Consider the following 26,576-nt stretch of genomic DNA (forward strand, 5'->3'; position numbering starts at 1 on the left):
AAATGCGGACGGAACCCGAGGGGAGGGGTGCGTGTGAAGGCGGAACGGGTGGAGCGGGAGAACACGTGAGGCGCACGGTCGGAGCGGGATTCCGGCGACCGGGACGCGCAGTGGGTCAGCTCAACAGGAAGAGGACCACACTCGACCGAGGTCGATGTGGGAGCGCTTGACCAGCCACTGCTGCCGATTCATGGAGTAAGTGGAACAGGCATCCGGTGGGGCGTCAACCAAGATGAGACGTACTGCTCACAGTGTGGACTTCCTTGACAGCGAGGGGAAACGGCGCCGTACAGTCGGATAACGGCCCTGCTGAGGGGCTCGGCCGTACGGTGCCGTAAGGCGCCCTGTGTGAAGGCATTCGCCCGTGTTGCTCACGTCACGGAGTCTTCGCATGCCTTCCGACCTTCCCACCCCCATATCCGCCGCCCCGGGGACCAGGCCCTCACTCGTGATCGTCGGGGCCGGGCCGCGGGGGACCGGCCTCATCGAGCGCATCGCCGCCAGCGCGCCCGAGCTGTACGCCGGGCCGGGCACAGAGGGTGCCGGGGGCTTCGACATCCACCTCGTCGATCCTCATCAGCCGGGCGCCGGACGCATCTGGCGCGCGGCCCAGTCGCCGCTGCTGTGGATGAACTCGCACGCCGAGGACGTCACCATGTTCACCGACGAGACGGTGGTCATGGAAGGGCCGGTACGCCCCGGCCCCACGCTGCACGAATGGGCGGAGATCGAGGGCTCCACCTTCGCCGACCGGCAGCTCCAGGGCGCCTATCTGCGCTGGGTGCACGAGGAGGCCGTGGCCGCGCTGCCGCCGGGCGTCACCGTCCACCACCACCCGCAGCGCGCCCTCCGGGTGAGCGGCCCGCGGGAGGGACGCCAGCAGGTGTGGCTCGAAGGCCGCGCGCGCCCGCTCCTCGCCGACCTCGTCGTCCTCGCGATCGGCCACCTCGACGCCGAACTCGACTACGAACAGCGCGAGTTGGCGGCCTACGCCCGCGCCCACGACCTGGTCCACCTGCCGCCCGACTTCACCGCCGACAGCGACCTGACCTCGCTCGCGCCCGGCGAACCCGCCATCGTCCGCGGCTTCGGACTCGCCTTCGTCGACCTGATGGTGCTGCTCACCGAGGGACGGGGCGGACGTCACGACGGCGACACCTATGTCCCCTCGGGGCAGGAGCCGGTGCTGTACGTCGGCTCGCGGCGCGGAGTGCCGTACCACTCGAAGATCGGCTACGAGTGGACCGGTGAACGGCCGCCGCTGCCACGGTTCTTCGGGCCCGCCGAGGTCGACGCGATCCTCGCCCGGCCCGAGGGCTTCGACTTCAGGCGGGACGTATGGCCGCTGATCGAGAAGGAGTTGGGGTTCGCGCACTACCACCGGCTGTTCGGTGTGCAGCCCGAGCGGACGACGATCGCCTGGACCGACTTCGAGGAGAAGTACGCGGCCGGGGAAGCGGCGGAACGCGAGGCCCTCGTGGCGTCCGCCGTGCCCGACCCCGCCGACCGGCTCGACCTCGCGGCGCTCGACCGCCCGCTGGACGGGGTGCGGTATCCCTCGCGGGAGGCGTTCCAGGAGGGCCTGCGGACGTATGTCGAGGCAGATCTGACGCGCCGTCACGATCCGTCCAACAGCCCGGACTTGTCCGTCTTCCTCGGACTGCTCTCCGTCTACGTGCAGTTGATCCGGCTCGGTGACATCGGACCCTGGTGGCACGGCTTCTTCAGCTACCTCGCCTCCGGGCCGCCCGGACCCCGGCTTCGCCAACTGCTCGCGCTGTCCCGGGCCGGCATCGTGCGGTTCGTCGGCGCGGACATGGCCGTGACCGCCGAGGACGGGGTGTTCCGGGCGTCCAGCCCGACCGTCCCCGGCGCCACCGTCGAGGCACGGGCGCTCGTCGAGGCCCGGCTGCCCGAGCCCACCGTCGGACGCGCCCTCGACCCGCTGCTGCGCCAACTGCACGCCGACGGAGCCGTGGAGACCCCGGAGGGACTGCTGCGGGTGGACCGCACCGACGGCCGGATCCTCGACGCGGCCGGACGCCCGCACCCCCGGCGCTTCGCGCTCGGCCCCTACACCGACGTCCGGGCCCCGGGCGCCTTCACCCGACCGCGCACCGGCGGCCCCGCCTTCCGGCAGAACGACGCCACCGCACGGGCCGTACTGGCCTTTCTCCGGGACCTCGCGTGTCGGGCCGCCGCGTGACCCCCAGCCGATCGGTGAAGTCCCGTACTTCACCGAGGACTTGGCCCTCTCCGAGGCGCTCCCGAACGACAGGAAGGCTTTCCTCCCATGACCTCCTCGCACGGCCGGGGCCTGCATCTGGCCGCCGCCGTCGACCAGCGGTCGGCTTATGACGCCGGTTCCTACGTCGAGTTGGCGCGGCTCGCCGAGAGCGGCGGACTCGACTTCGTGACGCTCGACGACACCTTCGCGCGCCCCGGCCCCGACGCCCTCGCCGTCCTGTCCCGCGTCGCCCCGGCCACCCGCCGGATCGGCCTGGTGCCCACCGTGACCACCACCCACACCGAGCCCTTCCACGTCCAGGCGGCGGTCGCGACCCTCGACTGGGTCAGCCGGGGCCGGGCCGGCTGGCGGATCGACGTGTCGACCACCGAGGGCGAGGCCCGGCTCTTCGGCCGCCGCCATGCCGCGCCCGCCGACGCGCTGTGGCAGGAGGCGGGCGAAGTCGCCGAGGTGGCCGCCGAGTTGTGGGACAGCTGGGAGGACGACGCCGAGATCCGGGACGCCACCACCGGCCGCTTCGTCGACCGCGACAAGCTGCACCACGTCGACTTCCAGGGCTCCGGGTTCTCCGTCAAGGGCCCCTCGATCGTGCCCAGACCCCCGCAGGGCCACCCCGTCCGCGTGGTCGACGCCACCGAGGGCCAGGCCCGGCGGACGGCCGCCCGGTACGCCGACGTGGCCCTCGTCCGCGCGGCGAGTTCCGCGCAGGCCGGGGCCGTACGGGCCGAACTGCGGGCGTCCGCCGAGAAGTTCGGGCGCGATCCCGACACCCTGCGAGTCCTGGTGAGTCTGGTCGTCGACCTCGGCGACGGCGAGCACGCGGCCGAACCGTGCCACGGCGGAGGAGGCCCCCGGCAGACCGCGCACGGCCCGCTGTACCGGGGCGGCCCGGTCGACCTCGCCGAACTGATCGCGGCCTGGCACGGCGACCGTACCGTCGACGGCTTCCACCTCACGCCCGTCGAACCCCGCCGCGACCTGGAACGGCTCGTCAACGGCACGGTCGCGCTGCTCCAACACCGGGGCCTGTTCCGCACGTTCTACCCGGGCAGCACGCTCCGCGAGCACCTGGGCCTGGCCCGGCCCGCCAACCAGTACGCCGTGACCGGGGGAGCGTCATGACCGTGCAGCCCCGTAAACAGATCCATCTGGCGGCGCACTTCCCCGGCGTCAACAGCACGACCGTGTGGGCCGATCCGCGGTCGAAGTCCCAGATCGCTTTCTCCTCCTTCGAGCACCTGGCCCGCACCGCCGAACGCGGACTCTTCGACTTCTTCTTCCTCGCCGAGGGCCTGCGGCTGCGCGAACACAAGGGCCGTATCCACGACTTGGACGTGGTGGGACGCCCGGAATCCCTCACCGTCCTGAACGCGCTCGCCGCCGTCACCGAGCGGATCGGTCTCGCCGCCACGGTCAACGCCACCTTCAACGAACCGTACGAACTCGCCCGCAGACTCGCCACGTTGGACCATCTCAGCGGCGGCCGGGCGGCCTGGAACGTGGTGACCTCCTCCGACGCCTTCACCGGCGAGAACTTCCGCCGCGGGGCATACCTGGACCGCGCGGACCGCTACACGCGGGCGGCCGAATTCGTAGAGGTGGCAAGGGAGTTGTGGGACTCCTGGACCCCCGACGGACTCTCCCGCCCCTTCGCCCACAAGGGTCAACACTTCGACATCGCGGGCGAGTTCACCGTGCCACGCTCACCGCAGGGCCACCCGGTCGTCATCCAGGCCGGGGACTCGGGGGAGGGGAGGGAGTTCGCGGCCCGCTCGGCCGACGTCATCTTCACGCGGCACGGGACACTGGAGGACGGCCGCGCCTTCTACGCCGACGTGAAGGGACGCCTCGCCAAGTACGGCCGTAGCGCCGACGACCTCAAGATCATGCCCGGTGTCACCGTCGTCCTCGGCGACACGGCGGCCGAGGCGCAGGAGCGGGCCGCCGAGATCCGCCGGCAGCAGGTCTCCCCGCAGAACGCGATCCTCGCCGTGGAGCAGGTCTGGGGCACGGACCTCTCCTCCTACGACCCGGACGGCCCGTTCCCCGACTTCGACCCGGTGCCCGACCCCGCGCTCACCCAGGGGCGGACCCGGCGCGGCGACAGCACCGAGACGGCCGAGAAGTGGCGGGCGCTGTCACGGCAGAAGGGCCTGTCCATCCGGCAGGCCGTGATCGAGGCGAGCGGCCGGCAGTCCTTCATCGGCACCCCGGAGGCGGTCGCCGTCGAACTGGAGACCTTCGTACGGCAGGACGCCGCCGACGGCTTCATCCTGGTGCCGCATCTCACCCCGGGCGGGCTCGACGAGTTCGTGGACCGGGTGGTGCCGCTGCTCCAGGAACGCGGCGCGTTCCGCACGGAATACCGGGGCGCCACCCTGCGCTCACACCTCGGGCTCGCCGAGCCGGGAGGGAAGGGCTGATCGGGATGCCTTCGGACGCGGTGGCCGAGTGGAAGCGGTGGCACGAGCGCCGCGTCGAGTCGGTGTCCGCGCCCTACGGCCCGCTCGCCCTGACCGGCACGCACTGGCTGGAGGACCATCCGGACGGGCGCCTTCCGGGCATCCCCGGGGTGTGGCTCCTCGACGGCGACGCGGTCGTCCTCGGCGCACCGGAGGACGAACGGACCGGACTGACCCTCGACGGGGAACTCTTCACCGGCCCGGTCCGTCTCGGCGCCGACACCGGCCCGGTGGCCGCGGCCCGCGTCGGCCTCGGCGAGCACCGGCTGGTCGTCCTGATCCGCGAGGGCGGTTGGTGCGTGCGCGACTACGACCCCGACTCGGCGGCCCGCCGCGTGTTCCGGGGCATCGAGGCCACGCCCCACGATCCGCGCTTCTCGGTGCCGGGGCGCTTCACGCCGTACGACACCCGGCGCCTCGTGCGCGTGGACGCGGCGGACGGTGTCCGGCGCGGGCTCGGGCTCTCGGGTGAACTCGCCTTCAGGCTCGACGGGTTGGAGGTGACGCTCCAGGTCGCGGTGCAGGACGACGGCAGGTTGTGGGCGGTGTTCGCCGACTCCACGAGCGGGCACGGCAGTTACCGGTTCCGGTTCCTGTATCCCGACGCGCCCGATGCCGAGGGGCGCACGACGGTCGACCTCAACCGGGCGGTGCTCCCGCCGTGCGCGTTCGCCGACCATTTCATCTGCCCTTTCCCGCCGCCGGGGAATACGCTGGGCGTCGCGATCGAGGCGGGGGAGCGCACCCTTCGGTAGACGGGGCATCGGCCCTGGTGGGCCGGGATGTGGCTGCCAGCGGCGGGGTGATCAACTCGCGTAGATCGTGGGCCAGTTGAAGGCTGTACGGCCGAAAGGCGCCCTTGCGCCCGTCGGTCACGCAGCCGAATACTCCCCCACAGCGCTTGTCAGGGACACGGCTTGTTCGAAAACCGGACACCCGCCCCCGACTGCGCCTCACGGGCCCCGACCCCACGCGGGCCCCCGAATTCCCCTAGGAGGGAACGAAACGTGAGGATCAAGCGCACCACCCCGCGCAGCGGAATCGCGAGACGGACCGGGCTGATCGCCGTGGCCACCGGATTCGTCGCCGCTGCGGCGTTCGCCGTCCCCACCGCGAACGCGAGCGAAGCCCAGACGTTCAGCGCGACCCAGCTCTCCGCGGCCAACTCGTCCGTGCTGAAGGCCGATGTCCCAGGCACCGCCTGGGCGGTCGACGCCAAGACGAACCGTGTCGTCGTCACCGTCGACAGCACGGTCTCCCAGGCCGAGATCGCGAAGATCAAGTCGCAGGCGGGCAGCGCCGCGGGCGCGCTCACCATCAAGCACACGGCCGGTCAGTTCAAGAAGCTGATCACCGGTGGTGACGCCATCTACGGCGGCGCCTACCGCTGCTCGCTCGGCTTCAACGTGCACAGCGGGAGCACGTACTACTTCCTGACCGCCGGCCACTGCGGTGAGGTCGCCTCCACCTGGTACTCCAACTCGGGGCACACCACGACGCTGGGCACGAACGTCGGCTACAGCTTCCCGACCAACGACTTCGCGCTGGTCAGGTACACCAACACGGCGATCGCCCACCCGAGCGCGGTAGGCACGCAGACCATCTCCAGCGCGGCCACCCCGGCCGTGGGCACCACCGTCTACCGGCGCGGCTCCACCACCGGCACGCACAGCGGCCGGGTCACCGCCCTGAACGCCACCGTCAACTACGGCAGCGGCGACATCGTGTACCAGATGATCCAGACCACCGTCTGCGCCGAAGGCGGCGACAGCGGCGGCCCGCTGTACTCCGGCACCGTGGCCTACGGTCTGACCTCGGGCGGCAGCGGCGACTGCACCTCCGGCGGCACGACCTTCTTCCAGCCGGTCACCGAGGCACTGAGCTACTACGGCGTGAGCGTCGGCTGACGTCCACCCGCGGCACCTCCGCTCCGGACCGCGGCCGGTAGCGGGTGAGCCCCCGTACGCAACTGGCGTGCGGGGGCTCGCTCTTGTGCGTCGCCTGGAGTTACCGTCGTCGTATCGGAGAAGGCACCTGATGCGCCACGTCGGACCCTGGGGGGCCGTGATGGTCGAGGAGCTGGTGACGGCGGGAGTGACACTCGCGTCCGTCGGAGTGGTGTACGCGATGGCCGCCGCGCGGGTCGTCAAACAGTACGAGCGGGGCGTGGTGTTCCGGCTCGGCAGGCTCAGGCCCGAAGTGCGCGGGGCCGGCTTCACGATGGTCGTCCCGTTCGTGGACAAGCTCCGCAAGGTCAACATGCAGATCGTCACGATGCCCGTCCCCGCGCAGGAGGGCATCACCCGCGACAACGTGACCGTGCGCGTGGACGCGGTCGTCTACTTCAAGGTCGTCGACGCGGCGGACGCGTTGGTGCAGGTCGAGGACTACCGCTTCGCCGTCTCCCAGATGGCCCAGACGTCACTGCGCTCGATCATCGGCAAGAGCGACCTGGACGACCTGCTCTCCAACCGCGAAAAGCTCAACCAGGGACTGGAGTTGATGATCGACAGCCCCTCCATCGGCTGGGGCGTGCAGATCGACCGCGTCGAGATCAAGGACGTCTCCCTCCCCGAGACCATGAAACGCTCGATGGCCCGCCAGGCCGAGGCCGACCGCGAGCGCCGGGCCCGGATCATCAACGCCGACGCCGAGTTGCAGGCCTCCAAGAAACTCGCCGAGGCCGCCGAGCAGATGTCCGAGCAGCCCGCCGCCCTCCAACTCCGGCTCCTGCAAACGGTGGTCGCGGTAGCGGCCGAGAAGAACTCGACCCTCGTCCTCCCCTTCCCGGTGGAACTGCTGCGCTTCCTGGAACGAGCGGCCCCGGCCCCACCCGCGGCGCCCGTGGCACCGGTTGCCCCTGTGGCACCTGTGGCACCGCAACCGGTGCAGGAGCAACTCCCGCCCGCCGCGCCCCACTCGGATCCGGAACCCGAGGGATCGATTTCCGGACGGGACTAGTCCTCACCGGCTGATGGCCGCCGCTCGCGCGCGGTGTTTGCAGTGCGAACGGCCTGGGGTGACAGTGAACAGTCAAAGCGATGAGGGCGTACGGCCGCGCCCCGCGCGCGACCTGAAGTCGACCTTGTGCGCCCCCTGTGAGGTTGGGAAGAGTGGGTGCCCGTCAACCTACCTTTCGGTCCAACGGGCCCTCTGACCTGCCGGACCGACCCCCCCACAGGAGGACGAGAGTTGAAGCACCGACGCATATCCGGGCGACGGGCGACCGTGGCGGGCGCGGGCATAGCCGCGCTGGTCGTCGCGGGAGTCACCTTGCAGAGTGCGAACGCCAGCGAGACATCGAAGCCGGCCGCACTCCGCACCCTCTCGGCCCCGGCGGCCGGAAAGCTCGCCTCGACGCTCGGCGAGCACCTCGGCACCGACGCGGCCGGCACGTTCTACGACGCGAAGACCAAGAGCCTCGTGGTCAACGTGCTCGACCGGGCCGCCGCCGACACCGTCGAGGCGGCGGGCGCCAAGGCGAGAATCGTCGAGCACTCCCTCGCCGAACTGACCGGCGCCCGTACGACCTTGAAGCAGGACGCCACCATCCCCGGCACCTCATGGGCGACCGACCCCACCACCAACAAGGTCGTCGTCACCGCCGACCGCACGGTTTCCGGCGCGGAGTGGGCCAAACTCACCAAGGTCGTCGACGGACTCGGCAGCAAGGCCGAACTCCGGCGCACCGCAGGGGAGTTCAAGACCTTCATCGCGGGCGGCGACGCCATCACCGGCTCGGGCGGCCGCTGTTCGCTCGGCTTCAACGTGGTCAAGGGCGGCGCGCCCTACTTCATCACCGCCGGGCACTGCACCGAGGCCATCTCCACCTGGACCGACGCCGGCGGGAACCAGATCGGCACGAACGAGCAATCAAGCTTCCCGGGCAACGACTTCGGCCTGGTCAAGTACACCTCGGACGTCGCCCACCCGAGCGCGGTCGACCTCCACAACGGCTCCTCGCAGCCCATCACCCACGCCGCCGACGCCACCGTCGGCGAGAAGGTGACCCGCAGCGGCTCGACGACCCAGGTGCACACCGGCACGGTCACCGGCCTGGACGCCACCGTGAACTACGGCAACGGCGACATCGTCAACGGCCTCATCCAGACCGACGTCTGCGCCGAGCCCGGCGACAGCGGCGGCTCCCTCTTCGACGGCGACGCGGCGATCGGCCTCACCTCGGGCGGCAGCGGCGACTGCGCCTCGGGCGGCGAGACCTTCTTCCAGCCGGTCACCGAGGCACTGTCGACGTTCGGGGCGCGGATCGGCTGAGTCGTCGTAGGACGCCGTTCGCACTATGTCGTGAAGTCCTGCTCCTGGGCGCGAGGGGGTGGGGCTTCATGGTGTCAACTGGCGCCGCTCGACGACGTCTTCGCCTTCGAACTCATTCGGGAGACGCGCTCGGGAGCGGTGACACCAACCTTTCCACCGCTTTGTCGAGCAGGGCAGCCCCGGCCGCCCACCGGTTCCCGCGTTCGGCACCCTCGACCTGCGCCGCCTTGAGATCGGACCGGAGCGCGGCCACCGCGCGCGCGATGCTCTCACCACCAGGTCCACCACCGTAGGCGGAGGCCCGCACGACAGCCGTCGGCTCCAGCCAGTCGTCCGCCTCGCCCACAGCCCGCGGACCGCTGCCCGCGGGTTCCGCCCCGGAGTGATGTGGCGTCAGGCGGGCGATCTCCGGAACGTCGCGGGCGGCCTCCGCGAGGGACCGCGACGTATCGAGGGCGCGCAGCACCGTCCTGCCCACCAAATGGTGCGCGCTACGGAACGGCATCCCCGCGGCGACCAGCCGCTCGGCCAGGTACGTGGCCGGAGTGAACCCGTCGACGGCCCGCCGCAGCATGCGCTCGGCATCCGGCGTGGCGCCCCGCACGACGAGACGCAGCAGCGTCACGGCGTCCGTCGTGTTCCCCAGACCGGGCCACGTGTGCCGCAGAGCCTCGGTGCCCACCGCGATGGCGTTGGTGTACGTCGCCGTGGCCATCGAGGAGGCGGCAGCCGTGAACGCGCCGAAGCTCGCCGTCGCCCGCCCCTGGATGTGCTCCAGGAGGAACGGGTTCCGCTTCTGCGGCATCATCGAGCTGGAGCCCACGAGGTCGTCGGCGAGGTGCACGAGGGCGGCCTCCTCCGACGTCCAGGCCGTGAAGTCCCGCGCGGTGCGAGCGACCGAGACGCCCAGAGCACTGGCCGCCCCCAGCAGCCTGAGCGCGAAATCCCGGGAGGCCACCGCGTCCACCGAGTTGGGGGCCGGTGCCGTGAACCCGAGGAGGACGGTCGTACGCTCCGGGTCGATGGCCACGGACGTACCGCCGACCGCGCCGGCGCCCAGCGGGTTGACATCGAGTTCCCGTCCGGCGTGCAGCAGGTCCGCCAGCGCACGGATCACGGAACAGCCCACTCCGACCAGGTAGTGGCCGTATGTGATGGGGACCGCCGGCTGCCCGTGGGTGTACGCGGGCATGACGACGGACCGGTGCTCCTCGGCCTGGTCCAGGAGGGCGGTGGCGAGGGCCGCCGTAGCCTCCACGAGGCGCATGAAGTGCCGCCGTCCCCGCAGCCGGGCCGTCGTCGCGTTGAGGTCGTTGCGGGACCGGCCGGTGTGCATCACGCCGCCGATCTCCTCGCCGAGCCGCTCCGTCAGCGTGCCCTCGTAGGCGAGATAGACGCCCCGGGGCATGGGTCTGGCCCGTACCGGCGCGAAGTCCGAGCGGCGCAGATCGTCGATCGCGCGCAGCAGCGCGGCTGCGTGCGCGGGGTTCACGATGCCGCGCTCGGCGAGCATCACCAGATGGGCGCGGTCGACCTCGCTGATGAGGCGGAGTTCCTCACCGAGCCCGTCCGCCGTGCGGTCGGCCGGCAGATACTGGTCGTAGACGATCGCGTGCGCCTCGTCGTTCAGCCCGGTGCTCAGCCTTCCGGTGTTCACGCCGGGGTCGGCCGCGGCGGCTGCCGTACCCGTGGTGTGCCGGGTGTTCATGCGGGCACCTCCTCGGTCGTCGGGCGCAGTGCGCCTGCCAGTTCGCGCAGCGCGCTCTCGGCGGCCGGGCCGGAGAGCGCCGCGTCGTCGGCCGTGGCGATGACGTGTCCGAGCCGGCCCCGGAAGTCGCGGGCGGGTTCCACGGGTTGGCCGGGAGCCCGGTAGAGCACGGCCGTCTCCGTGTGCGGCACGGCACGGGCCGCGGCGAGCGCCCGCTCGGTCCCGATACGGTCGTCGAGGAATCCCGGGCGGTCCGCGGTGAGGAAACGGATGGCCGCGGTCCGTGGGACGGCCCGCGGTGCCAAGGCCGGGTCCGCACCGACGGCCGCGCAGACCTGGCCGTCCACCAGGTCGATGCCGAGGACGTGCCGGACCAGCTCCGGGATCATGCCGCCGGCCAGCCGGGGATTGACCTCGACGACGCGGACGTCGCCGCCTTCCATGCGCAGCTCGACATGTGCGGCGCCCCAGCCGAGTCCCAGTGCCTTCACCGCGCGCACGGCCTGCTCACGCAGAGCGGCCGCGTCGACCTCCGGCAGCGCGGCCGGAACGTCATGGCCCAGCTCGACGAAGTCCGGCAGCGGGCCCAGCCGCTTCGCGACGACGACCACCGCCGTGTGCCCGAACACCTCCACCGAGTACTCGTCACCGCGCAGGTACTCCTCGACGAGTACGTACCGCGGCACCGCGACGCCCCGCTCGTTCGTCGTCGCGGCCGTCAGCCCGGCGGCGTGGGCGGCGACCTCGTCCCCGTCCGCACACAGCCGTACCCCGAGGCTCCCGGAACCCTGGACCGGTTTCAGCACGACGGGACAGCCGATCCGCTCGGCGGCGGCCCGCGCCTCGTCCGCACCGCCGACCCGCTCGTGTGCGGGGACGGCCACGCCCCCTTCGCTCAGGAGTCGCCGCTGCCGTGCCTTGTCGCGGCAGTCGCGCACCGCGTCGACGTCCGGTCCGGGCAGGTCGAGGGCGCGCGCCGTCGCGGCGGCCACGGCCACGTAGTACTCCGAACTGGAGGTGACCCCCGCTATCGGCCCGTCCGCCCGCAGCCGCCGCGCGGCGGCGAGGACCGCGTGTTCGTCCGAGGTGTCGACGACGACGGCGCGCACGTCGTCCTCGGCCACGTACAGGTAGCGCCCGGGATCCGCGCACAGCATGACGGGCCGGATCCCCCGGCTCCTGGCCCGCCGGGCGAACTGCCGCCCCGTTCCCGTCGTGTTGCTCTCGACCAGTAGCAGCATGGGCTGAGTCACGCGATGCTCCCCTGCGTCTCCAGGCCGGTGAAGGCGCCCACATCTTCGTACGTACGGCGGTTCCACAGGAACCTGGACCAGCTCCCGCCGTCCTCGCCGGGCCGCTCCACGAGCCGCGGCCCCGCGGTGGCCGGCGGCGTGGACCGGACATCCTGTTCACGCAGCCAGGCGTCGTTGTAGACGGTGGACTGATAGCGGTACCCCTCGTCCGGGAGCACCATCAGCACCTTGTCGTCCGGATTCAGCCGCGCCCACCACGAGGCGACCAGGAAGGAGGCGCCGCTGGTCGGACCCATGAACAGGCCGTGACGCCGGTAGAGCTCACGGGTGGCCTGGAAGACATCGCCGGGCATCACCCAGTGGACCTCGTCGTACGCCGCGTGCACGACGTTCCCCGGAACGATGCTGCTGCCCAGGCCCCTGAGCAGTCGTGGCCCCTCCGGCGCCTTGAAGATGACGGAGCCGTGTGTATCGACGCCGATCAGGCGCAGCCCGGGGGTGTCCGAGCGCAGCGTCGAGGCGATACCGCACGTGGAACCCCCCGAACCGACCGGTCCGATCATGCAGTCGACCGACCCCAGGGTCCGGGACACCAGTCGGCCCACCGAGGCGTAGGCGGCGGGGTTGTCGGGGTTGGTGTACTGCTGCGGGACGAAGCTGTCGGGTCGCGCCCGGCGTAACTCCTCCACCCTTGCCAGCCGCGCCCCTTGGATGCCGCCGGGCTGTCCGCGGTCCTCGACGAGTTCGACCTCGGCGCCGAGCATCTCCAGGCGGTTGCGCAGGTCGTCGTCGATGGACCGGTCGCCGACGATGGTGAGCGGGAACCCCCGCTGCCGGCAGACCAGCGCGAGGCCCAGGGCGAAGGTGCCGGAGGACGTCTCGATGACCGGTGTGTCCGGGGTCAGGTCTCCGGCGGCCATGGCCCTGTCGATGATGTAGCGGGCCGGGAGGAGCTTCATCAGGGTGAACGCGGCGGCGTAGAGGTTCCCGCCGACATGGATGATCTTCGGCAGTTCCACCGCCTCGATCACCGAGGGATAAGCGCTTGACTGATGGGTTGACATGATCCCATTCATCCATTCGTCGTGAACTTCCATGACTCGACGATGCCGATGTCACGCAGCGACGCCTCGGCGTGTGCGGAGCGGACGTCGAGTGAGGGGTGGTCGCGGTCGAAGAGCAGTCCCGCGATGTCCCCGCTGTGCGAGATCTGGAGCCCCAACGCCCGTACTTCCTCGGCGATTTCGAGGATCCGGTCGAGCTGTGGGATGGGGAGATGGCGCTGGTTGAGCAGGGCGCTGGCGGTGGCCACGCGCCCCAACCGCTCCACGTCCTTGGCGAGTACGGCCTCGCGGAGCATGGCGCGCAGTTCGGCGAACCGCAGCACCTCGTCATCGGTGTAGCGGGCGGGAGCCAGGGACAGGGTCTCGACTCCGCGGTCCCCTTGACCCGGCCGCGACCCGAAGCCCAGGACGTGCAGTGCCGGAAGGGGATGGCCGAAGTTCTCGATGACGTCGCCGTCCCGATGGGCGAAGAGTACGGCTGTCGAGTCGAACATCAGTGAGTCGGACGCGATCTCGGCGCGTACCGCCAACCGGGCCTTCGCGGCGGGGGACAGGCGCAGCGCGTACCTGTCCTGAACGGCGCCGATCGCTGCCAGCACGTCACTCGTGGAGGATCCGAATCCGCGCCCGAGCGGTACATCGCTCGATATGCGCAGGTGGCCGCCGACGGGTAAGTCGTAGGCGGCCAGGGTCAGTCGGGCCGCTGTGCGCGCCTTGTTCCGCCAGGCGGGGAAAACGGCGACGTCGGCCCGGCCGTTCGAGGTGAACCGTGCGTGCACGGAATGGAGTGGGCAGGGAAGGGTCACCAGGCCGCGGCGCAGGGTGCCTCTGTCGGGGAACAAGCCCTGGAGCACTTCGCCGTGGTGTATCGGGGCCGACGCCTCACCCACCCGCCCTTCGCTCTGATGCACCTGTTCCCCGACTCTCTCCGGCACTTTGACGGTTGTCGCATCCCCGCTCGAATCAGCCCCCTCCTGGCGGAGGGGCGCGAGCAGGTGGAGCACGCAGGGGGAACCTGTGCCGGAAGACGGCGATGTTTGTGGTGGGGGATGGACCTGTCCCCTCGTGTGCCCCCGTGGCCCATGGCACCTTAACCCCTTGATTTGACCTTCGGTCGAGGCATTTTACAAGTGATCACAGACACAGTCCGGGCGGGAACCGTCCACGGGCGGCCTGCCCGGGCGCTCGGCCGCGAGACGCCCAACAACCGTTCCAGGCAACGAAGTTGACGCGATCTCGTGGCTCCCGTGAGGGATGTCTGTACGATCCAGAACATCCTGCGGGGGAGCGGGACGGGACGTTTTCGAGCGGTAGGCCGCCATGCTGCGGCACATGCGCCGCCCCCTCCCTCCCACACGTCGGCCGGTCGCGGACCACCTCGATACCTTCGGCGGATTTCCGCCGTGTGCGCGGGTTCCAGGTCCGGTTCAGGGAGGAACGAAATTGAAGGTTCTGGTGTATGTCGCGGACGGAAGCCGCGGCGACATTCAGCCATACCTGGCACTGGCGTACGGGCTCAAGCAGGCGGGACACACCGCCGTGTTGGCCGGACCGCGCCTGTACGGGCCCTTGGCCGAGACGTACGGCGTGCCGTTCGCCCCGCTCAACGACGAACTGGTACGGCTTCAGTCCCACCCGGACACCAGGAAGCTGTACCTGCACAACGACGACCCCGAGGCGCAGCGCCAACTCCAAGAGGCCACGATCGCGCTCTTCCCCCGTGTCTTCCCGCTGATGCTGAGGGAGATATGGGACGTGGCGGCCGACGGGGCCGACGTCATCGTCCACTCGCCGTCCTCCCGGCACGTGGTCCCCCAGATCGCCGAGCGACTCGGCGTACCGCACGTCCTGGCCTCCCTCTATCCGCACTACGTCGTCTCCCGCGAGTACTCGCCAGGCCCGGGGCTGCGGCCCACCAAGACCAACCTTGAGGATCACGCCAGGGTCAACGGGCCCCTCGCACCGCCGATCTCCGACTGGGTGTCGGCGTGGCGCTCGGACGTGCTCGGGCTCCCGCCCCGGGACGGCTCCACCGACTTCAGGACCGATGCCCACGGCAATCCGACACCCGTGCTCCACTGCTTCAGCCCGCACGTCCTCAAGCCGGCCTCCGACTGGCCCGACTGGGTGCACACCACCGGCTTCTGGACGCTGCCCCACCACCCCGGCTGGCAGCCCCCGGCCGAGCTGGTGGAGTTCCTGGGCGACGGCGCGACACCGATCTCGGTGGGCTTCGGCAGCATGTTCGGCGGCGACCCCGAGGAGACCGGTGAGCTGGTCGTCGAGGCGGTTCGCAAGGCCGGGGAGCGTGCGGTCGTGGTGGAGGGCTGGGGAGGTGTGCGGATCAGCGATCCGCCGGCGAACATCATGGTGGTCGAGGACGTCCCCTACGACTGGCTCTTCCCGCGGGTGCGCGCCGCCGTGCACGCCGGAGGCGTGGGAACGTACAACGCCGCACTGACGGCCGGCATCCCCCAGATCGCCTGCCCGTTCCACAACGAGCAGCAGATGTGGGCGGATCACGTCCACGGGCTCGGAGTGTCGACGCCGCCGGTGAAGTTCCGGGAGCTGACGGGCGAGGCCCTGGCGTCCGCCATCGTCACGACGTCGACCGACGGGCGCGTCGCGCGGAACGCCGAGCGGCTCGCCGAGCGGTTGAGCACGGAGAACGCCGTCGAAGAAGCCGTGCGCGTGCTGGAGCGCGTCCACGAGGCCGGCCGGGCGAGGGCGTCCTGACGGCAGGTACGCGTCGGGACCGTGCGCCGAGCGTCATCGGCGCGTCGGGTGGCCGGTGGTTGTGCGGGAAACTTCGTTGCCCTCGCCGCCCAACTCCCCTAGGATCTTGACGGTTTCACATCTGCAACACAAAATGTGCTAACTCACACGGGGGTGAATAGCATGGCTCGACGCTGTCCAAGTGTCGGTGCGCCGCTCTTCGCGGCGTTAGGGGAGAGTTCGTCCGCGGCGACCGCGGAAGCTTCTTGTGAACCAGGGACCCCGCCGGATAAATTCGGTGCTGGGCATGCCTGTTGACCGCCTCACTCCGGGAGCGGAGTGGATTCGGCGGGTCGGGCGGTTCCATGAAACGCGCTTACGTCTCGTATGTCTGCCGCATGCCGGTGGTGCCGCCAGTTTCTACAACTCCTGGGCTCGGTGGTTGCCCGCCGGAGTCGAGCTGCTGACCGTTCAGTATCCCGGTCGGCAGGACCGCATCACTGAGCCACCCATATCCAGGATGGACGAGCTCGCGGTCCAAGTGACCCAAGCCCTCCAGCCGTACCTCGCTCGCGATCCCCCTCTTGTGCTGTTCGGTCACAGCATGGGCGCCTGGGTCGCATTCGAGGTGGTACGGCGCCTGGAGATATCCTTTGCCCACCGGCCGCTCGGACTCATCGTCTCCGGCCAGGTGGCGCCCCACCTGCCGTCCGAGCGGGAATGGCCGGACGGTAGTGACGAAGGGCTGATCGCCGAACTGCGCAGGATCGATGGTGCGGACATCGCCCCGGTACTGCGGCCAGAACTACGGGAACTGGTCCTGCCCGCCATTCGTTCGGATTTCAGTCTCTTGCGGGAGTACTCTCCGCAGCCGCTCCGCAGGATCTCTACGCCCGTTACCGCCTTCGCCGGCATTGACGACGCCGATGTTCCGTGGAATAAGGTGGCCGCATGGGAGGACGCCACGACGGGGTCCTATGTGTCACATAAATTCCCCGGTGGCCATTTCTATCTCGTGGAGCATGAAGAGGAACTCGCACACGAGGTGCACCGCACCATCCACCGGCTTGCCGGTGGAAAAGCGGAACCTTTACCTCTCAGGTCGAACGCGGAGAACTGAGTGATCGAATTGGCCGCGAACGGGATGCGGGAGGAATCTTGAACGCGTTGGACCCCATGGCACGTGATGCACTGCTGTACCTGTCGGCCGTCGACGTCGAACGCGCCATCGGCCGCGAGTACACCCTCTTCGTCGAGGCGATGGAAGTCGCGCTGCGGGCCCAGGCCGAGGACGACGTGGTGCAGCCGCTCAAGCCCTACCTGCGTCGCCCTGAACGCCCTCATCCGACCGACCGCATCATCGCCATGCCCGCATACGTGGGCGGGGACGTCCATATCTCCGGCATCAAGTGGATCGGCAGCGCCCACGACAACCAGAAAGTCCGCGGGATCGCCAGAGCGTCGGCCGTCATCGTGCTCAACGATGCCGACAGCGCCTACCCCGTTGCGATCATGGACGGCTCCGTCGTGAGCGCGTGGCGGACCGCGGCGGTCTCCGCCCTGGCCTGCCGCCACCTGGCCCCCGAGGGCAGACGCCTCGCCGTCCTGGGAACCGGACTTCTCGCGCGGACGCACCTCTCCCTCCTCTGCCAGACGTGGGGCAGGCCCGACGCGGTGGACGTCCACGACGTCTCCCCACAGCAGGCGGAGGCCTTCGCCCGCTGGGCGCAGAACGAGCATCAGCTCCCCGTCACGGTCCACGGCGACGCCGCCACATGCATGCGCGGAGCCGATGTCGTCCTCGTGGTCACCACCGCGCCCGAGCCGTGGATCCCCGCCGCATGGGTACCGCGCGGCTCGCTGTTCCTGAACGTCTCGCTCGCCGACCCGATGCCGGATGTGGTCCTCAGGAGCGACAAGATCGTCGTCGACTGCTACGAGCAGGTGATGCGGCCCGGGAAGCTGCTGCACACCATGGCGCAGCAGGGCACCTTCGGGCCCGAGCGCTGCCACGCGGACCTCTCCGACCTCGTCACGGGCTCGCGCCCGGGACGGGAGAAACCCGAGGAAACCATCTTCTTCAACCCCATCGGACAAGCCATCGGAGACATTGCCTGCGCCGCCGCGATCTACGGACGAGCGGTCGAGAGCGGCGTCGGCACTCGTCTGGAAAGGTGACCCCTTTCCATGAAGAAAAGATCAAATGGTGTTAGAAGTGAATGATGCGGCCTCCCCGCAACAGGCTTTCCTCGCATCGTTGGGCGTCGTCCGACGAGCCCCCCGTACCTACCCCTTCGACCCGGGCTACGACGTCGGGACGGTGGCGAGCCACATCGGTCAGAGCCATGCGCTGATGGCGGGACTCAAGCTCTCCATGGCGACATGGCTGCTCATCGAGGACAGCAGCCTGCGGCAGAAGATCCGCGCCGCCCGGGATCACGACCTGCCGGTGACGGTCGGCGGTGGGATGTTCGAGATAGCGGCGGACCGCGGGTACCTGGAGGAGTACTTCGACCTGTGCCGGCGACTGGGCCTGACGGGCATCGAGGCGGGCCAGGGATTCACCCGCACCGATCTCCACCCCGGACGCGTGATGGAGGCGGCGACCTCCCGCGGCCTCACGGTGAGCTATGAGATAGGCGGAAAACACGCCGGATCCTTCGACGAGGTGACGGTGAAGGAGCTTATCGAGGAAGGCGCGCAGTGGCTGAGTGAGGGTGCCACTCACCTGGTTGTCGAAGGCCGGGAAAATGCCGCCGACGTGGGGCTCTTCGATTCCCGGGGCAGGCTGAACGGCCGACTGGCCGACGCTCTGGCCGACGAGTTCGGGTTGCAGCGCCTGATTTTCGAGGCGCCCACCAAGCCGAGCCAGTTTGCACTGCTCGATCATTTCAAGGCCGATGTCGCGCTTGGTAATGTGCGCCTGGAAGAAATACTCAGAGTGGAAACCTACCGTCACGGCCTCCACAGTGACGCCTATGAGCGCACGTTCCAGGGCAAATGATGTTGACCCTTTCTGGTCAACGGTAACTTTTTTGCTGTCACAGGACTGAAGGGAAGGGGCAGCTGTGCCTTCTGCCGAGCGCGAAGCCATGGTTCGTGAAATCATCTGCGGCATTCTCGAAATGGAAGAAGACGAGCTGACCCTCACCGGGCAGTTCCTGGAGGACTACGGCGCAGACTCCATGAACGCCATCGAGATAGTGAGCCGTATAGAGATCGTATTCGGCATCGAAATAGCTCGGGAGGATCTGAAGCGTATGGTCGACCTGAAGACGGTGCTTGAACTTCTCGATACCGCCAAGGCCAAATAATGGCAGGCACGGGGGACAAGACAGATGGCAGAAATCGACGTGTGGTCATCACCGGCATGGGTGTACTTTCCAGCATTGGCAACGGTGTCGAGCAGTTCGCCGGAGCACTGCGGGCGGGCCTGGTCGGCACAACGCGGATAACACGATTCGACACCGAAGGATTTCCGTACCGGCGCGGTCACCAGGTGGCCGGGTTCACGCCGGAGGACTGGATTCTCCACCTTCCCCTTGAGGAAGTCGGGCCGGCGGCCCGACTTGCCATCGCGGCGGCCCGCATGGCCTTGTCCGACGCTGACCTGAACCTTGCAGATTTGCAAGAGCAACGACGCGGGTTGATCGCTGTCGGCACGACGGACGGAGGGAACCCGGACCTGGAGGCAGTGGTCGAGGCGGTCCTCCCCGGAACCCTCGAAGACATGCCCGCGGAGCTGGCCCGCCGGGTCCCCGCCTCCCAGCTCTCCGTGCACGTGGCGCGGGAGCTGAGGCTCGGCAACGTGGAAGCGATGTCCATCGCCACCGCCTGTGCCGCCGGAAACTACGCCATCGGTGCCGGGCTGGACGCCGTACGGTCCGGAGAGTGCGCATACGCCCTGGTGGGTGGAGCGGACGTACTGTGCCGCAAGAACCTGGCCGGCTTCACCAGACTCAGCCTGATCGCCGAAACGGAGTGCCGCCCGTTCGACGCCGAACGTGACGGCCTGCTGCTCGGCGAGGGCGCGGGCATGCTCGTACTGGAGGACGCCGAATCCGCACGGGCGCGCGGCGCACGCGTCTACGCGGAAGTCATGGGCTACGGACTGAACTGCGACGCCCACCACCCGGTGGCCCCGGAACGGGAGAGCGTGGCGAGGTGCATGCGGCTGGCCCTCGACGACGCCGGGATCAAGCCCGAGGATGTCGATCTCGCCCTCGCGCACGGCACTGGAACCAAGACCAACGACCTCGTCGAAGCCCAAGCCATGCGCGACGTCTTCGGCGATGCCATGCCGCGCATGTCGGCGGTCAAGTCCATGACCGGTCACACCATGGGCGCGGCGAGTGCCATCGGAGCGGTGGCCGGCGCCCTCGCCATTCATCACGGCTTCATTCCGCCCACGGCCAATCACCGAGAGACGGACCCGGAATGCGCGGTCGACTGCGTACCCAACCACTCGCTCGAAGCTGACGTCAGGATCGTCCAGAACACCGCCCTGGCGTTCGGCGGCAACAACGCTGTGGTGGTCCTCGGCAGGCACGACGACTAGTGGCGCACACGGAAGCAGACAGCAGGAATGACGCCGAAGCCACCAAAGGAGCAGCCGTGTTGGGGACCGAGACGAACCGGGCGACGGGTCCGGTCATCACCGCCTGGTCCGCCGTGTCGCCGTTCGGCGTGGGACGCGAGGCCTTCGAACAGGGACTGTCGTCCGGCCATGACACCGCTGGTCCTCCCGACATCGCCGAATGGGGAGTCGTGGCGGACGCCAGTGCCCGGCTGGTACCGGACTTCCGCGTCCGGGAGGTCCTGGGAATGACCGGCACCAGAGGTCTCGACCGAGCCGCGGGACTGGTGATCACCGCGATACGGGAACTGCTGCGGGACGTGCCCGAGATCGTCTCCGACGGAGGGTTCAAGACCGCCGTGGTACTGGGCACAACGGCCGGCAGCGCACAGGGCTACGCCGACGTGACCCGCGCTTCCTTCGAGGGCCGGCGCCCTCAGGACGTACCGCCCGTGGCCCTCCCGAACATGGCGATGAACAGGTCGGCCTCCGCCAGCGCCATCTTCCACGGCGTCCGCGGGCCCAACAGCACCATCGCCGCCGGCCGGGTAGCGGGCCTGATAGCCCTGGAGTACGGCCGGCGGCTGCTGGTCGAGCACCGTGTGGACACCGTGATGGTCGGCGCCACCGAGGAGTATTCCCAAGCCCGCTCCTGGCTTGAGCACCACCGACGACCCGACTCCGAGGACCGCGTGGAGCTGGGCGAAGGATCAGCCGTGCTGCTGCTGGAACGATCGGAGGCCGAGGCACTGGCCGCGGGGCGCGGCGTGCTGGCCGAGGTGCTGTCGGTCACGTCGCGCGTCGACGTGAACGGCGATCCCGCCGAGGCCCTTCAACGCTGCGTGTCCGCTTCGCTTGAGGCCGCCGGAGTCTCCGCCCAGGACGTGCGGGCCGCCATGTCGAGCGGCTGCGGCGGCACGTCCGAGTCGATGGAGACCCGACTCCTCACACAGATGTTCGGCGCGGAGACGATCGTCCGCCCCGAGATCGGCTCACTGATCGGGGACACGTCCGCCGCCGCCTCCCTCTTCCAGATCCTGGCGCTGCTGAGCACCGCACAGCGCCGCGGCGGCGACCGTGACCACCTCGTGGTCGTCACGGCCGCCGATCCCGACGGAGCGGTGGCCGGCGCGGTCCTGCGCCTGCTGCCGGCCGGTCGATAGAGAACCTGGTCCACGGATCCGCTGGATTCGTTCAGGCACCCAGGAATCCGTTCTGCAAGGAAGGAACACACCATGGCCAACCCGTTCGAGGACCCCGAGGGCACCTACGTAGTTCTGGTCAATGACGAGGGGCAGCACTCCCTCTGGCCCTCGTTCGCCGAAGTGCCCGCAGGGTGGACCGTCGTCCACGACAAGGACACCCGTCAGGCCTGCCTCGACCACATCAATGAGAACTGGGTGGACATGCGCCCGAAGAGCCTGGTGGAGGCCATGGGCGACACCAACTCCTGAACCGACCTCCTGAACCGACGTCATGACTGAAAGGCACAGCTGGGTGAGTACGGACAGAGAGCGTGTCATCGCCACCGCGACTGACCCGATCGTTCGCGAATTCCTCCGCATGGCCGACGACAGCATCGTCGCCGTATTGCCGTACGCGCTCTCCGTCGCGGCACGCCTGGCGATCGCGGACGAGTTCTCCGACTCGGCGAAGAACGTGAAAGACCTGGCCAGAGTGTTCAATGTGGCCCCCGGGGCCCTGGAGCGGCTCTTGAGGACCCTTGCCAGCTGCGGCTTCTTCACCGAGGACAGCGAGGGCCGGTTCTCTCTCACCCAGCTGGGCCACTTGTTGCGGAGCGACTCTCCCGTCTCGATGCGGGCCACGCTCAGCAACGTGGACTCGTACCGTGCCTGGCTCGGCGCGGCCGACACGATCTCCACCGGTCAGCCGGCCTTCGACCGCGCGTTCGGGGCCGGGTTCTTCGCGCACAAGGACCACGACTCCGCCGTGGGCGCCACGTTCGACGAACGTATGCGGGAGCGGGCGAACCGTCTCTACGCGGGCCTGGCGGCGCTCCCCGCCTGGGACGGCGTGCGGTGCGTCCTGGACATCGGCGGAGGCAAGGGCACCATCCTCACAGCGATCCTGACGGCGAATCCGCACATCAGGGGAATCCTCTTCGACCGGCCCAACGTGGTGGAGAGAGCAGAACTGTCCGGAGAGCTGGTTCCGTTGCGCGACCGCTGCGAGACCGCGGCGGGCAACTTCTTCGGAGCCCTGCCGACCGGGGCGGATGCCCACCTGATGTGCAGCATCCTGCACGACTGGGAGGACGACGAAGCGATCGAGATCCTGCGCAGAAGCCGGGAGGCGCTGCGAGCGGACGGCCGTCTGCTCATCTGCGAAATGATTCTGCCGGAGTCGAACGAACCACATCCGGCGTGGTGGAGCGACCTGGGAATGATGGTCGTCCTCGGCGGCCGGGAACGCACCCTCGGCCAGTACCGCTCCCTGCTGCGACTCGCGGGCCTGCGGATCTCGAACGCCACTCCACTCGCGAACTCGTTCTTCAACGTGATCGAGGCGCACAAGATCCTCGGCTGACCGACCGAACAGCAGGTCGCCGAGCGCGAGACGAAGGTCTGAGAGCGACACCCAGCACACGAGGGTGCCGTCGTGCTGTCCGTTCCAGTTTTGGCTTCGAGTTTGAGGTGATGAGGGTGTCCGAAGAGCAGAGCGCTCACTGGGAGTTGTCCACTGCGCAGGCCGGCATTTGGTTCGGCCACCAGCTGGACCCCTCGGGGCATGCCTACAACATCGCCGAGTATGTCGAGTTCCGGGGCGAGCTCGACGTCGTCCTGTTCCAGGAGGCCTGCAAGCAGGCCTTCCGCGAATCCGAGGTCCTGCACCTGCGGTTCAGCGAAGGACCGGACGGAGTACGACAGACCGTCGCCCCCTCCCTCGTGCCGGTCGTCCAACTCATCGATGTCTCCGCCGAACCCGACCCCGAGACCGCGGCGCGGGACTGGATGCACGCCGACCTCGTGAAACCCGTGGGCATCCTCACCGATCAGCTCTGGACCTTCGCCCTCTTCGAGATATCCAGCCGACGGCACCTCTGGTACGCCCGGTTCCACCACATCCTCATGGACGGCTACGGCGGCGCACTGTTCCAGCAGCGTATGGGGGAGATCTACACGGCTCTCCGGTCAGGGACCGCTGTCCCGGCCGCGGACGAAGCCGCGAGGAACCTCGGCCCGCTGCGCGAGGAGAACGACAAGTACCTCACCTCCCCGAAGTTCGCCGCCGACCGCCAGTACTGGCTCGACAAGTTCGCGGACCGTCCGCATCCGACGACGCTCGCGTCCCGCGAGCCCGGCATCAACGGCCGCTTCACCCGGGTGACGACACAACTGGACCATGCCGACAGCGTCAGGCTGGGCGACCTCGCCCACACCCGCAGGTCGACACGCTCGGTGGTGTTCATCGCGGCCGTCTTCGTCTACCTCAGCCGCATGACCGGCGAACAGGACATCGTGCTCGGCCTTCCGGTCATGGGACGCAAGTCGCCGCATGCCCGGAAGACCCTCACCACGGTCTCGGACGTACTGCCCCTCCGCCTGAAGGTCTCCGGCGAGGACTCCTTCAGCGATCTGCTCGGCCGGGCCACCACCGAGGTCAACCAGGCACTGCGCCACCAACGCTTCCGGTCCGAGAACCTGATCCGCGAGATCCGCGGCGGAAACCAGGCCCAACGGATCTGGAACGTCGTCGCCAACATCATCTCGTTCAACGACGGTATGTCCCTGGGCGATCTCCACGGTGTCCCGCACAACCTTTCGAGCGGTCCGGTGCCGGACCTCTGCATCGTCGTCCGCGACCCCGACGAGGGCCGCGGACCGACCATCGACTTCGACGGCAACCGCGACCTCTACGACCCGGAGGAGGTCGCCGGCCACCAGACCCGCTTCCTGCACCTGCTCGACCAGCTCGTCAGGAACCCCGACGCCCCCCTGCGCCAGGCCGACATGGTCGAACCGGACGAGCGCGAGCGGATGCTCGTCCACTGGAACGACACCACCGTCGACTACCCGCACGACGTCGCCGTCCATGAACTCTTCGAGTCCCAAGCGGCGCGGACACCTCACGCCCACGCCGTGACCAGCGGCGACACCGTCCTGACGTACGAGGACCTGAACTCCAGGGCGGACCGACTGGCCCGTCGACTCCTCCGCGCCGGTGTGACCACCGAATCCCGGGTCGCGGTCCTCCAGGAACGCTCCGTGGGCGTGGTCGTCTCGTCCCTCGCGGTCCTCAAGGCCGGAGGCGTGTACGTACCCATCGACCCGAACCAGCCGGCCGCGCGTTCCGAGTTCATCCTTCAGGACACCGCCGCCATGGTGCTGCTGACGGACAGGGCTCCGCATGACATCGGGTTCACCGCGGACATACCCGTGATCCGGGTCACGGACCAGGGAGAGGCGGCATCCGGAGCCGACAGTTCCGGCGCCGCGACGGCCGACAGCGGCACGGGCAGCCCGAGGGCGGCGGCCGGGGTTCACTCCGAGCAACTCGTGTACGTGATGTACACCTCCGGCTCGACCGGCGTACCCAAGGGAGTGGCCAACACCCACCGCAACGTCGTCCACCTGGCCGCCGACAAGTACTGGTGCTCGGGCCGGCACGAGCGCGTGCTCATGCACTCTCCCTACGCCTTCGACGCATCGACCTTCGAGATATGGACGCCACTGCTCACCGGCGGGTGTGTCGTAGTGGCACCGGCAGGGCTGCTGGACGCTGCCGATCTGGCGAAGGTGATCGCCGACCAGGACGTGACCGGCCTGTTCGTCAGCGCCGGCCTGTTCCGCGTCCTCGCGGAAGAACACCCCGCCTGCTTCCAGGGCGTCCGCGAGATCTGGGCCGGCGGCGACGTGGCCTCGGCCACCGCCGTACGAAGTGTCCTGGAGGCCTGCCCCGGCACGGTCGTCGCCAACGAGTACGGGCCCACCGAAACCACCGTCTTCTCCGCCGTCAACCCGCTCCGCGACCCCGGACAGGTACCGGACCACACGGTTCCCATCGGCCGCCCTCTCTGGAACACCCAGCTCTACGTCCTGGACGAGGCGCTGCGGCCGGTCGCCCCCGGTGTCGGTGGCGAGCTCTACATCGCCGGTGACGGCCTGGCGCGCGGCTACCTCAACCGCCCCGAACTGACCGCGAGCCGCTTCGTCGCCAACCCCTTCGGCGGACCGGGCGAGCGGATGTACCGCACGGGAGACGTGGTCCGCTGGTTCGCCGACGGCACCATGGACTTCATCGGTCGCGTCGACGACCAGGTGAAGGTACGCGGCTTCCGCATCGAGCCGGGCGAGATCGAGACGATCTTGGCCGGACACGACCAAGTGGCCCAGGCCGCAGTGATCCTCCGCGAGGACACCCCCGGCGACAAGAGGCTGACGGCCTACGTGGTCCCACCTGCCGGCACGGACCCGGCCGGCGTGCACCAGGGCGTACTGGGTGCGTTCGTGGCGGAGCGGTTGCCGGAGTACATGGTGCCGTCGGCGTTCGTGGTGCTGGATGCGCTGCCGTTGACGTTGAACGGGAAGTTGGATCGGCGGGCGTTGCCGGCGCCGGAGTATGCCGCGGGTGTGGGTCGTGGGCCGCGTACGTCGCGGGAGGAGATCCTGTGCGGTCTGTTCGCTGAGGTGCTGGGTGTGGAGTCGGTGTCGATCGATGACAGTTTCTTTGAGTTGGGTGGTCATTCGCTGTTGGCGACTCGTCTGGTGAGTCGGGTTCGGTCGGTGCTCGGGGTTGAGGTGGGTATCCGGGCGTTGTTTGAGGCGCCGACGGTGGCGGGTCTGGTGGGTCGGTTTGATGAGGGTGGTGGGGTTCGGGAGCGGTTGGGTGTGCGGGTGCGGCCGGAGGTTCTTCCGGTGTCGTTCGCGCAGCGTCGGCTGTGGTTCCTGGGCCAGTTGGAGGGCGTCTCCGCGACGTACAACATTCCTCTCGTGCTGCGGCTGACGGGGACGCTCGATGTGGGGGCGTTGCGGGCGGCGTTGGGGGATGTGGCGGGTCGTCATGAGAGCTTGCGGACGGTGTTTCCGCAGGATGCTGATGGTCAGCCGAGCCAGCTCGTCCTGGACTCTGCCGCGGGTGTTCCCGATGTCCGTGTGGAGCTGGTGTCCACCGACCGGGTTGCCGCTGTTGTCACGGGGATAGCGGGTACGGGTTTTGATCTGGAGCGGGATCTGCCGTGGCGGGTGCGGTTGTTGGAGGTTGCGGACGCGGTTGATGAGTGGGTTTTGGTGGTGGTGGTCCATCACATTGCGGCT

21 protein-coding genes are annotated in these 26,576 nt (G+C 69.2%); 17 read left to right on the forward strand and 4 right to left on the reverse strand.

The genetic code is table 11. From position 1 onward, the window contains the following. Nucleotides 1-391: 391 nt before the first annotated feature. From ACWIHT_RS43295 to ACWIHT_RS43325, 7 genes are all read left to right on the forward strand, one after another. The gene (locus ACWIHT_RS43295) at nt 392-2,206 is read left to right on the forward strand and encodes an FAD/NAD(P)-binding protein (RefSeq protein WP_456174122.1); all 1,815 of its coding nucleotides are present in this window, start codon (nt 392-394) and stop codon (nt 2,204-2,206) included. Nucleotides 2,207-2,293: 87 nt separating this feature from the next. After that, the gene (locus ACWIHT_RS43300; protein WP_456174123.1) at nt 2,294-3,370 is read left to right on the forward strand and encodes an LLM class flavin-dependent oxidoreductase; all 1,077 of its coding nucleotides are present in this window, start codon (nt 2,294-2,296) and stop codon (nt 3,368-3,370) included. Beyond that, nucleotides 3,367-4,671, forward strand: a complete 1,305-nt coding sequence (locus tag ACWIHT_RS43305) for an NtaA/DmoA family FMN-dependent monooxygenase (RefSeq protein WP_456174124.1) — start codon at nt 3,367-3,369, stop codon at nt 4,669-4,671. Before ACWIHT_RS43300 ends, ACWIHT_RS43305 begins: the two co-directional genes overlap by 4 nt. Nucleotides 4,672-4,676: 5 nt before the next feature. After that, nucleotides 4,677-5,465, forward strand: a complete 789-nt coding sequence (locus tag ACWIHT_RS43310) for a DUF1684 domain-containing protein (RefSeq protein ID WP_456174125.1) — start codon at nt 4,677-4,679, stop codon at nt 5,463-5,465. 252 nt (nt 5,466-5,717) lie between these two features. After that, entirely contained in the window at nt 5,718-6,617 is a 900-nt protein-coding gene (locus tag ACWIHT_RS43315; protein ID WP_456174126.1) for a S1 family peptidase, read from the forward strand. Nucleotides 6,618-6,777: 160 nt separating this feature from the next. Further along, nucleotides 6,778-7,671 carry a slipin family protein gene (locus tag ACWIHT_RS43320; protein ID WP_456174148.1) on the forward strand — a complete coding sequence of 298 codons (894 nt, stop codon included), beginning with the start codon at nt 6,778-6,780 and terminating at the stop codon, nt 7,669-7,671. A gap of 231 nt (nt 7,672-7,902) precedes the next feature. Further along, nucleotides 7,903-8,985 (forward strand): S1 family peptidase, encoded by a 1,083-nt coding sequence (locus tag ACWIHT_RS43325; protein WP_456174127.1) that lies wholly within the window; start codon nt 7,903-7,905, stop codon nt 8,983-8,985. Nucleotides 8,986-9,097: 112 nt separating this feature from the next. Here ACWIHT_RS43325 and ACWIHT_RS43330 read toward each other — a convergent pair whose 3' ends face one another. From ACWIHT_RS43330 to ACWIHT_RS43345, 4 genes are read right to left on the reverse strand one after another with little or no spacing between them, the layout of a single operon-like run. Continuing rightward, entirely contained in the window at nt 9,098-10,693 is a 1,596-nt protein-coding gene (locus ACWIHT_RS43330; RefSeq protein ID WP_456174128.1) for an argininosuccinate lyase, read from the reverse strand. Beyond that, nucleotides 10,690-11,946 carry an ATP-grasp domain-containing protein gene (locus ACWIHT_RS43335; RefSeq protein ID WP_456174129.1) on the reverse strand — a complete coding sequence of 419 codons (1,257 nt, stop codon included), beginning with the start codon at nt 11,944-11,946 and terminating at the stop codon, nt 10,690-10,692. Before ACWIHT_RS43335 ends, ACWIHT_RS43330 begins: the two co-directional genes overlap by 4 nt. After that, nucleotides 11,943-13,010, reverse strand: coding sequence for a PLP-dependent cysteine synthase family protein (locus ACWIHT_RS43340; RefSeq protein ID WP_456174130.1), 1,068 nt, complete (start codon nt 13,008-13,010; stop codon nt 11,943-11,945). The genes ACWIHT_RS43335 and ACWIHT_RS43340 overlap by 4 nt, the downstream gene beginning before the upstream one ends. Nucleotides 13,011-13,018: 8 nt before the next feature. Then, a complete protein-coding gene (locus tag ACWIHT_RS43345) occupies nt 13,019-13,789 on the reverse strand; it encodes a GHMP family kinase ATP-binding protein (RefSeq protein ID WP_456174131.1) in 771 nt (256 codons plus the stop codon). A gap of 664 nt (nt 13,790-14,453) precedes the next feature. On the opposite strand from ACWIHT_RS43345, the gene ACWIHT_RS43350 reads away from it, so the two are divergent. The 10 genes from ACWIHT_RS43350 to ACWIHT_RS43395 all read left to right on the forward strand — a co-directional run. After that, nucleotides 14,454-15,746, forward strand: coding sequence for a glycosyltransferase (locus ACWIHT_RS43350; protein ID WP_456174132.1), 1,293 nt, complete (start codon nt 14,454-14,456; stop codon nt 15,744-15,746). Nucleotides 15,747-16,032: 286 nt separating this feature from the next. Beyond that, entirely contained in the window at nt 16,033-16,845 is an 813-nt protein-coding gene (locus ACWIHT_RS43355; RefSeq protein ID WP_456174133.1) for a thioesterase II family protein, read from the forward strand. 56 nt (nt 16,846-16,901) lie between these two features. Further along, complete coding sequence (locus ACWIHT_RS43360) at nt 16,902-17,903, forward strand: hypothetical protein (RefSeq protein ID WP_456174134.1); 1,002 nt, start codon at nt 16,902-16,904, stop codon at nt 17,901-17,903. A gap of 37 nt (nt 17,904-17,940) precedes the next feature. Then, entirely contained in the window at nt 17,941-18,729 is a 789-nt protein-coding gene (locus tag ACWIHT_RS43365; protein WP_456174135.1) for a phosphosulfolactate synthase, read from the forward strand. Nucleotides 18,730-18,793: 64 nt separating this feature from the next. Then, entirely contained in the window at nt 18,794-19,039 is a 246-nt protein-coding gene (locus ACWIHT_RS43370) for an acyl carrier protein (protein WP_456174136.1), read from the forward strand. Then, the gene (locus ACWIHT_RS43375) at nt 19,039-20,283 is read left to right on the forward strand and encodes a beta-ketoacyl-[acyl-carrier-protein] synthase family protein (RefSeq protein WP_456174137.1); all 1,245 of its coding nucleotides are present in this window, start codon (nt 19,039-19,041) and stop codon (nt 20,281-20,283) included. Before ACWIHT_RS43370 ends, ACWIHT_RS43375 begins: the two co-directional genes overlap by 1 nt. A gap of 56 nt (nt 20,284-20,339) precedes the next feature. Beyond that, a complete protein-coding gene (locus ACWIHT_RS43380) occupies nt 20,340-21,464 on the forward strand; it encodes a beta-ketoacyl synthase N-terminal-like domain-containing protein (protein WP_456174138.1) in 1,125 nt (374 codons plus the stop codon). Between the two features lie 72 nt (nt 21,465-21,536). Then, nucleotides 21,537-21,755: an MbtH family protein gene (locus tag ACWIHT_RS43385; RefSeq protein WP_456174139.1), complete on the forward strand. Its 219-nt coding sequence runs from the start codon at nt 21,537-21,539 to the stop codon at nt 21,753-21,755. A gap of 109 nt (nt 21,756-21,864) precedes the next feature. Then, a complete protein-coding gene (locus ACWIHT_RS43390) occupies nt 21,865-22,848 on the forward strand; it encodes a methyltransferase (protein ID WP_456174140.1) in 984 nt (327 codons plus the stop codon). 116 nt (nt 22,849-22,964) lie between these two features. Then, nucleotides 22,965-26,576 (forward strand): non-ribosomal peptide synthetase (locus ACWIHT_RS43395; RefSeq protein ID WP_456174141.1); only part of this gene is annotated, 3,612 nt, incomplete at its 3' end.

The organism is Streptomyces sp. NPDC002276, assembly GCF_053891435.1.

Excerpts from the sequence above, each read along its gene's own strand:
- ACWIHT_RS43390 (WP_456174140.1), top strand. The coding sequence starts at position 21,865 with ATGGCCGACGACAGCATCGTCGCCGTATTGCCGTACGCGCTCTCCGTC.
- ACWIHT_RS43330 (WP_456174128.1), bottom strand. The coding sequence starts at position 10,693 with ATGAACACCCGGCACACCACGGGTACGGCAGCCGCCGCGGCCGACCCC.
- ACWIHT_RS43310 (WP_456174125.1), top strand. The coding sequence starts at position 4,677 with ATGCCTTCGGACGCGGTGGCCGAGTGGAAGCGGTGGCACGAGCGCCGC.
- ACWIHT_RS43300 (WP_456174123.1), top strand. The coding sequence starts at position 2,294 with ATGACCTCCTCGCACGGCCGGGGCCTGCATCTGGCCGCCGCCGTCGAC.
- ACWIHT_RS43305 (WP_456174124.1), top strand. The coding sequence starts at position 3,367 with ATGACCGTGCAGCCCCGTAAACAGATCCATCTGGCGGCGCACTTCCCC.
- ACWIHT_RS43375 (WP_456174137.1), top strand. The coding sequence starts at position 19,039 with ATGGCAGGCACGGGGGACAAGACAGATGGCAGAAATCGACGTGTGGTC.
- ACWIHT_RS43360 (WP_456174134.1), top strand. The coding sequence starts at position 16,902 with ATGGCACGTGATGCACTGCTGTACCTGTCGGCCGTCGACGTCGAACGC.
- ACWIHT_RS43295 (WP_456174122.1), top strand. The coding sequence starts at position 392 with ATGCCTTCCGACCTTCCCACCCCCATATCCGCCGCCCCGGGGACCAGG.
- ACWIHT_RS43385 (WP_456174139.1), top strand. The coding sequence starts at position 21,537 with ATGGCCAACCCGTTCGAGGACCCCGAGGGCACCTACGTAGTTCTGGTC.
- ACWIHT_RS43340 (WP_456174130.1), bottom strand. The coding sequence starts at position 13,010 with ATGTCAACCCATCAGTCAAGCGCTTATCCCTCGGTGATCGAGGCGGTG.
- ACWIHT_RS43355 (WP_456174133.1), top strand. The coding sequence starts at position 16,033 with ATGCCTGTTGACCGCCTCACTCCGGGAGCGGAGTGGATTCGGCGGGTC.
- ACWIHT_RS43320 (WP_456174148.1), top strand. The coding sequence starts at position 6,778 with ATGGTCGAGGAGCTGGTGACGGCGGGAGTGACACTCGCGTCCGTCGGA.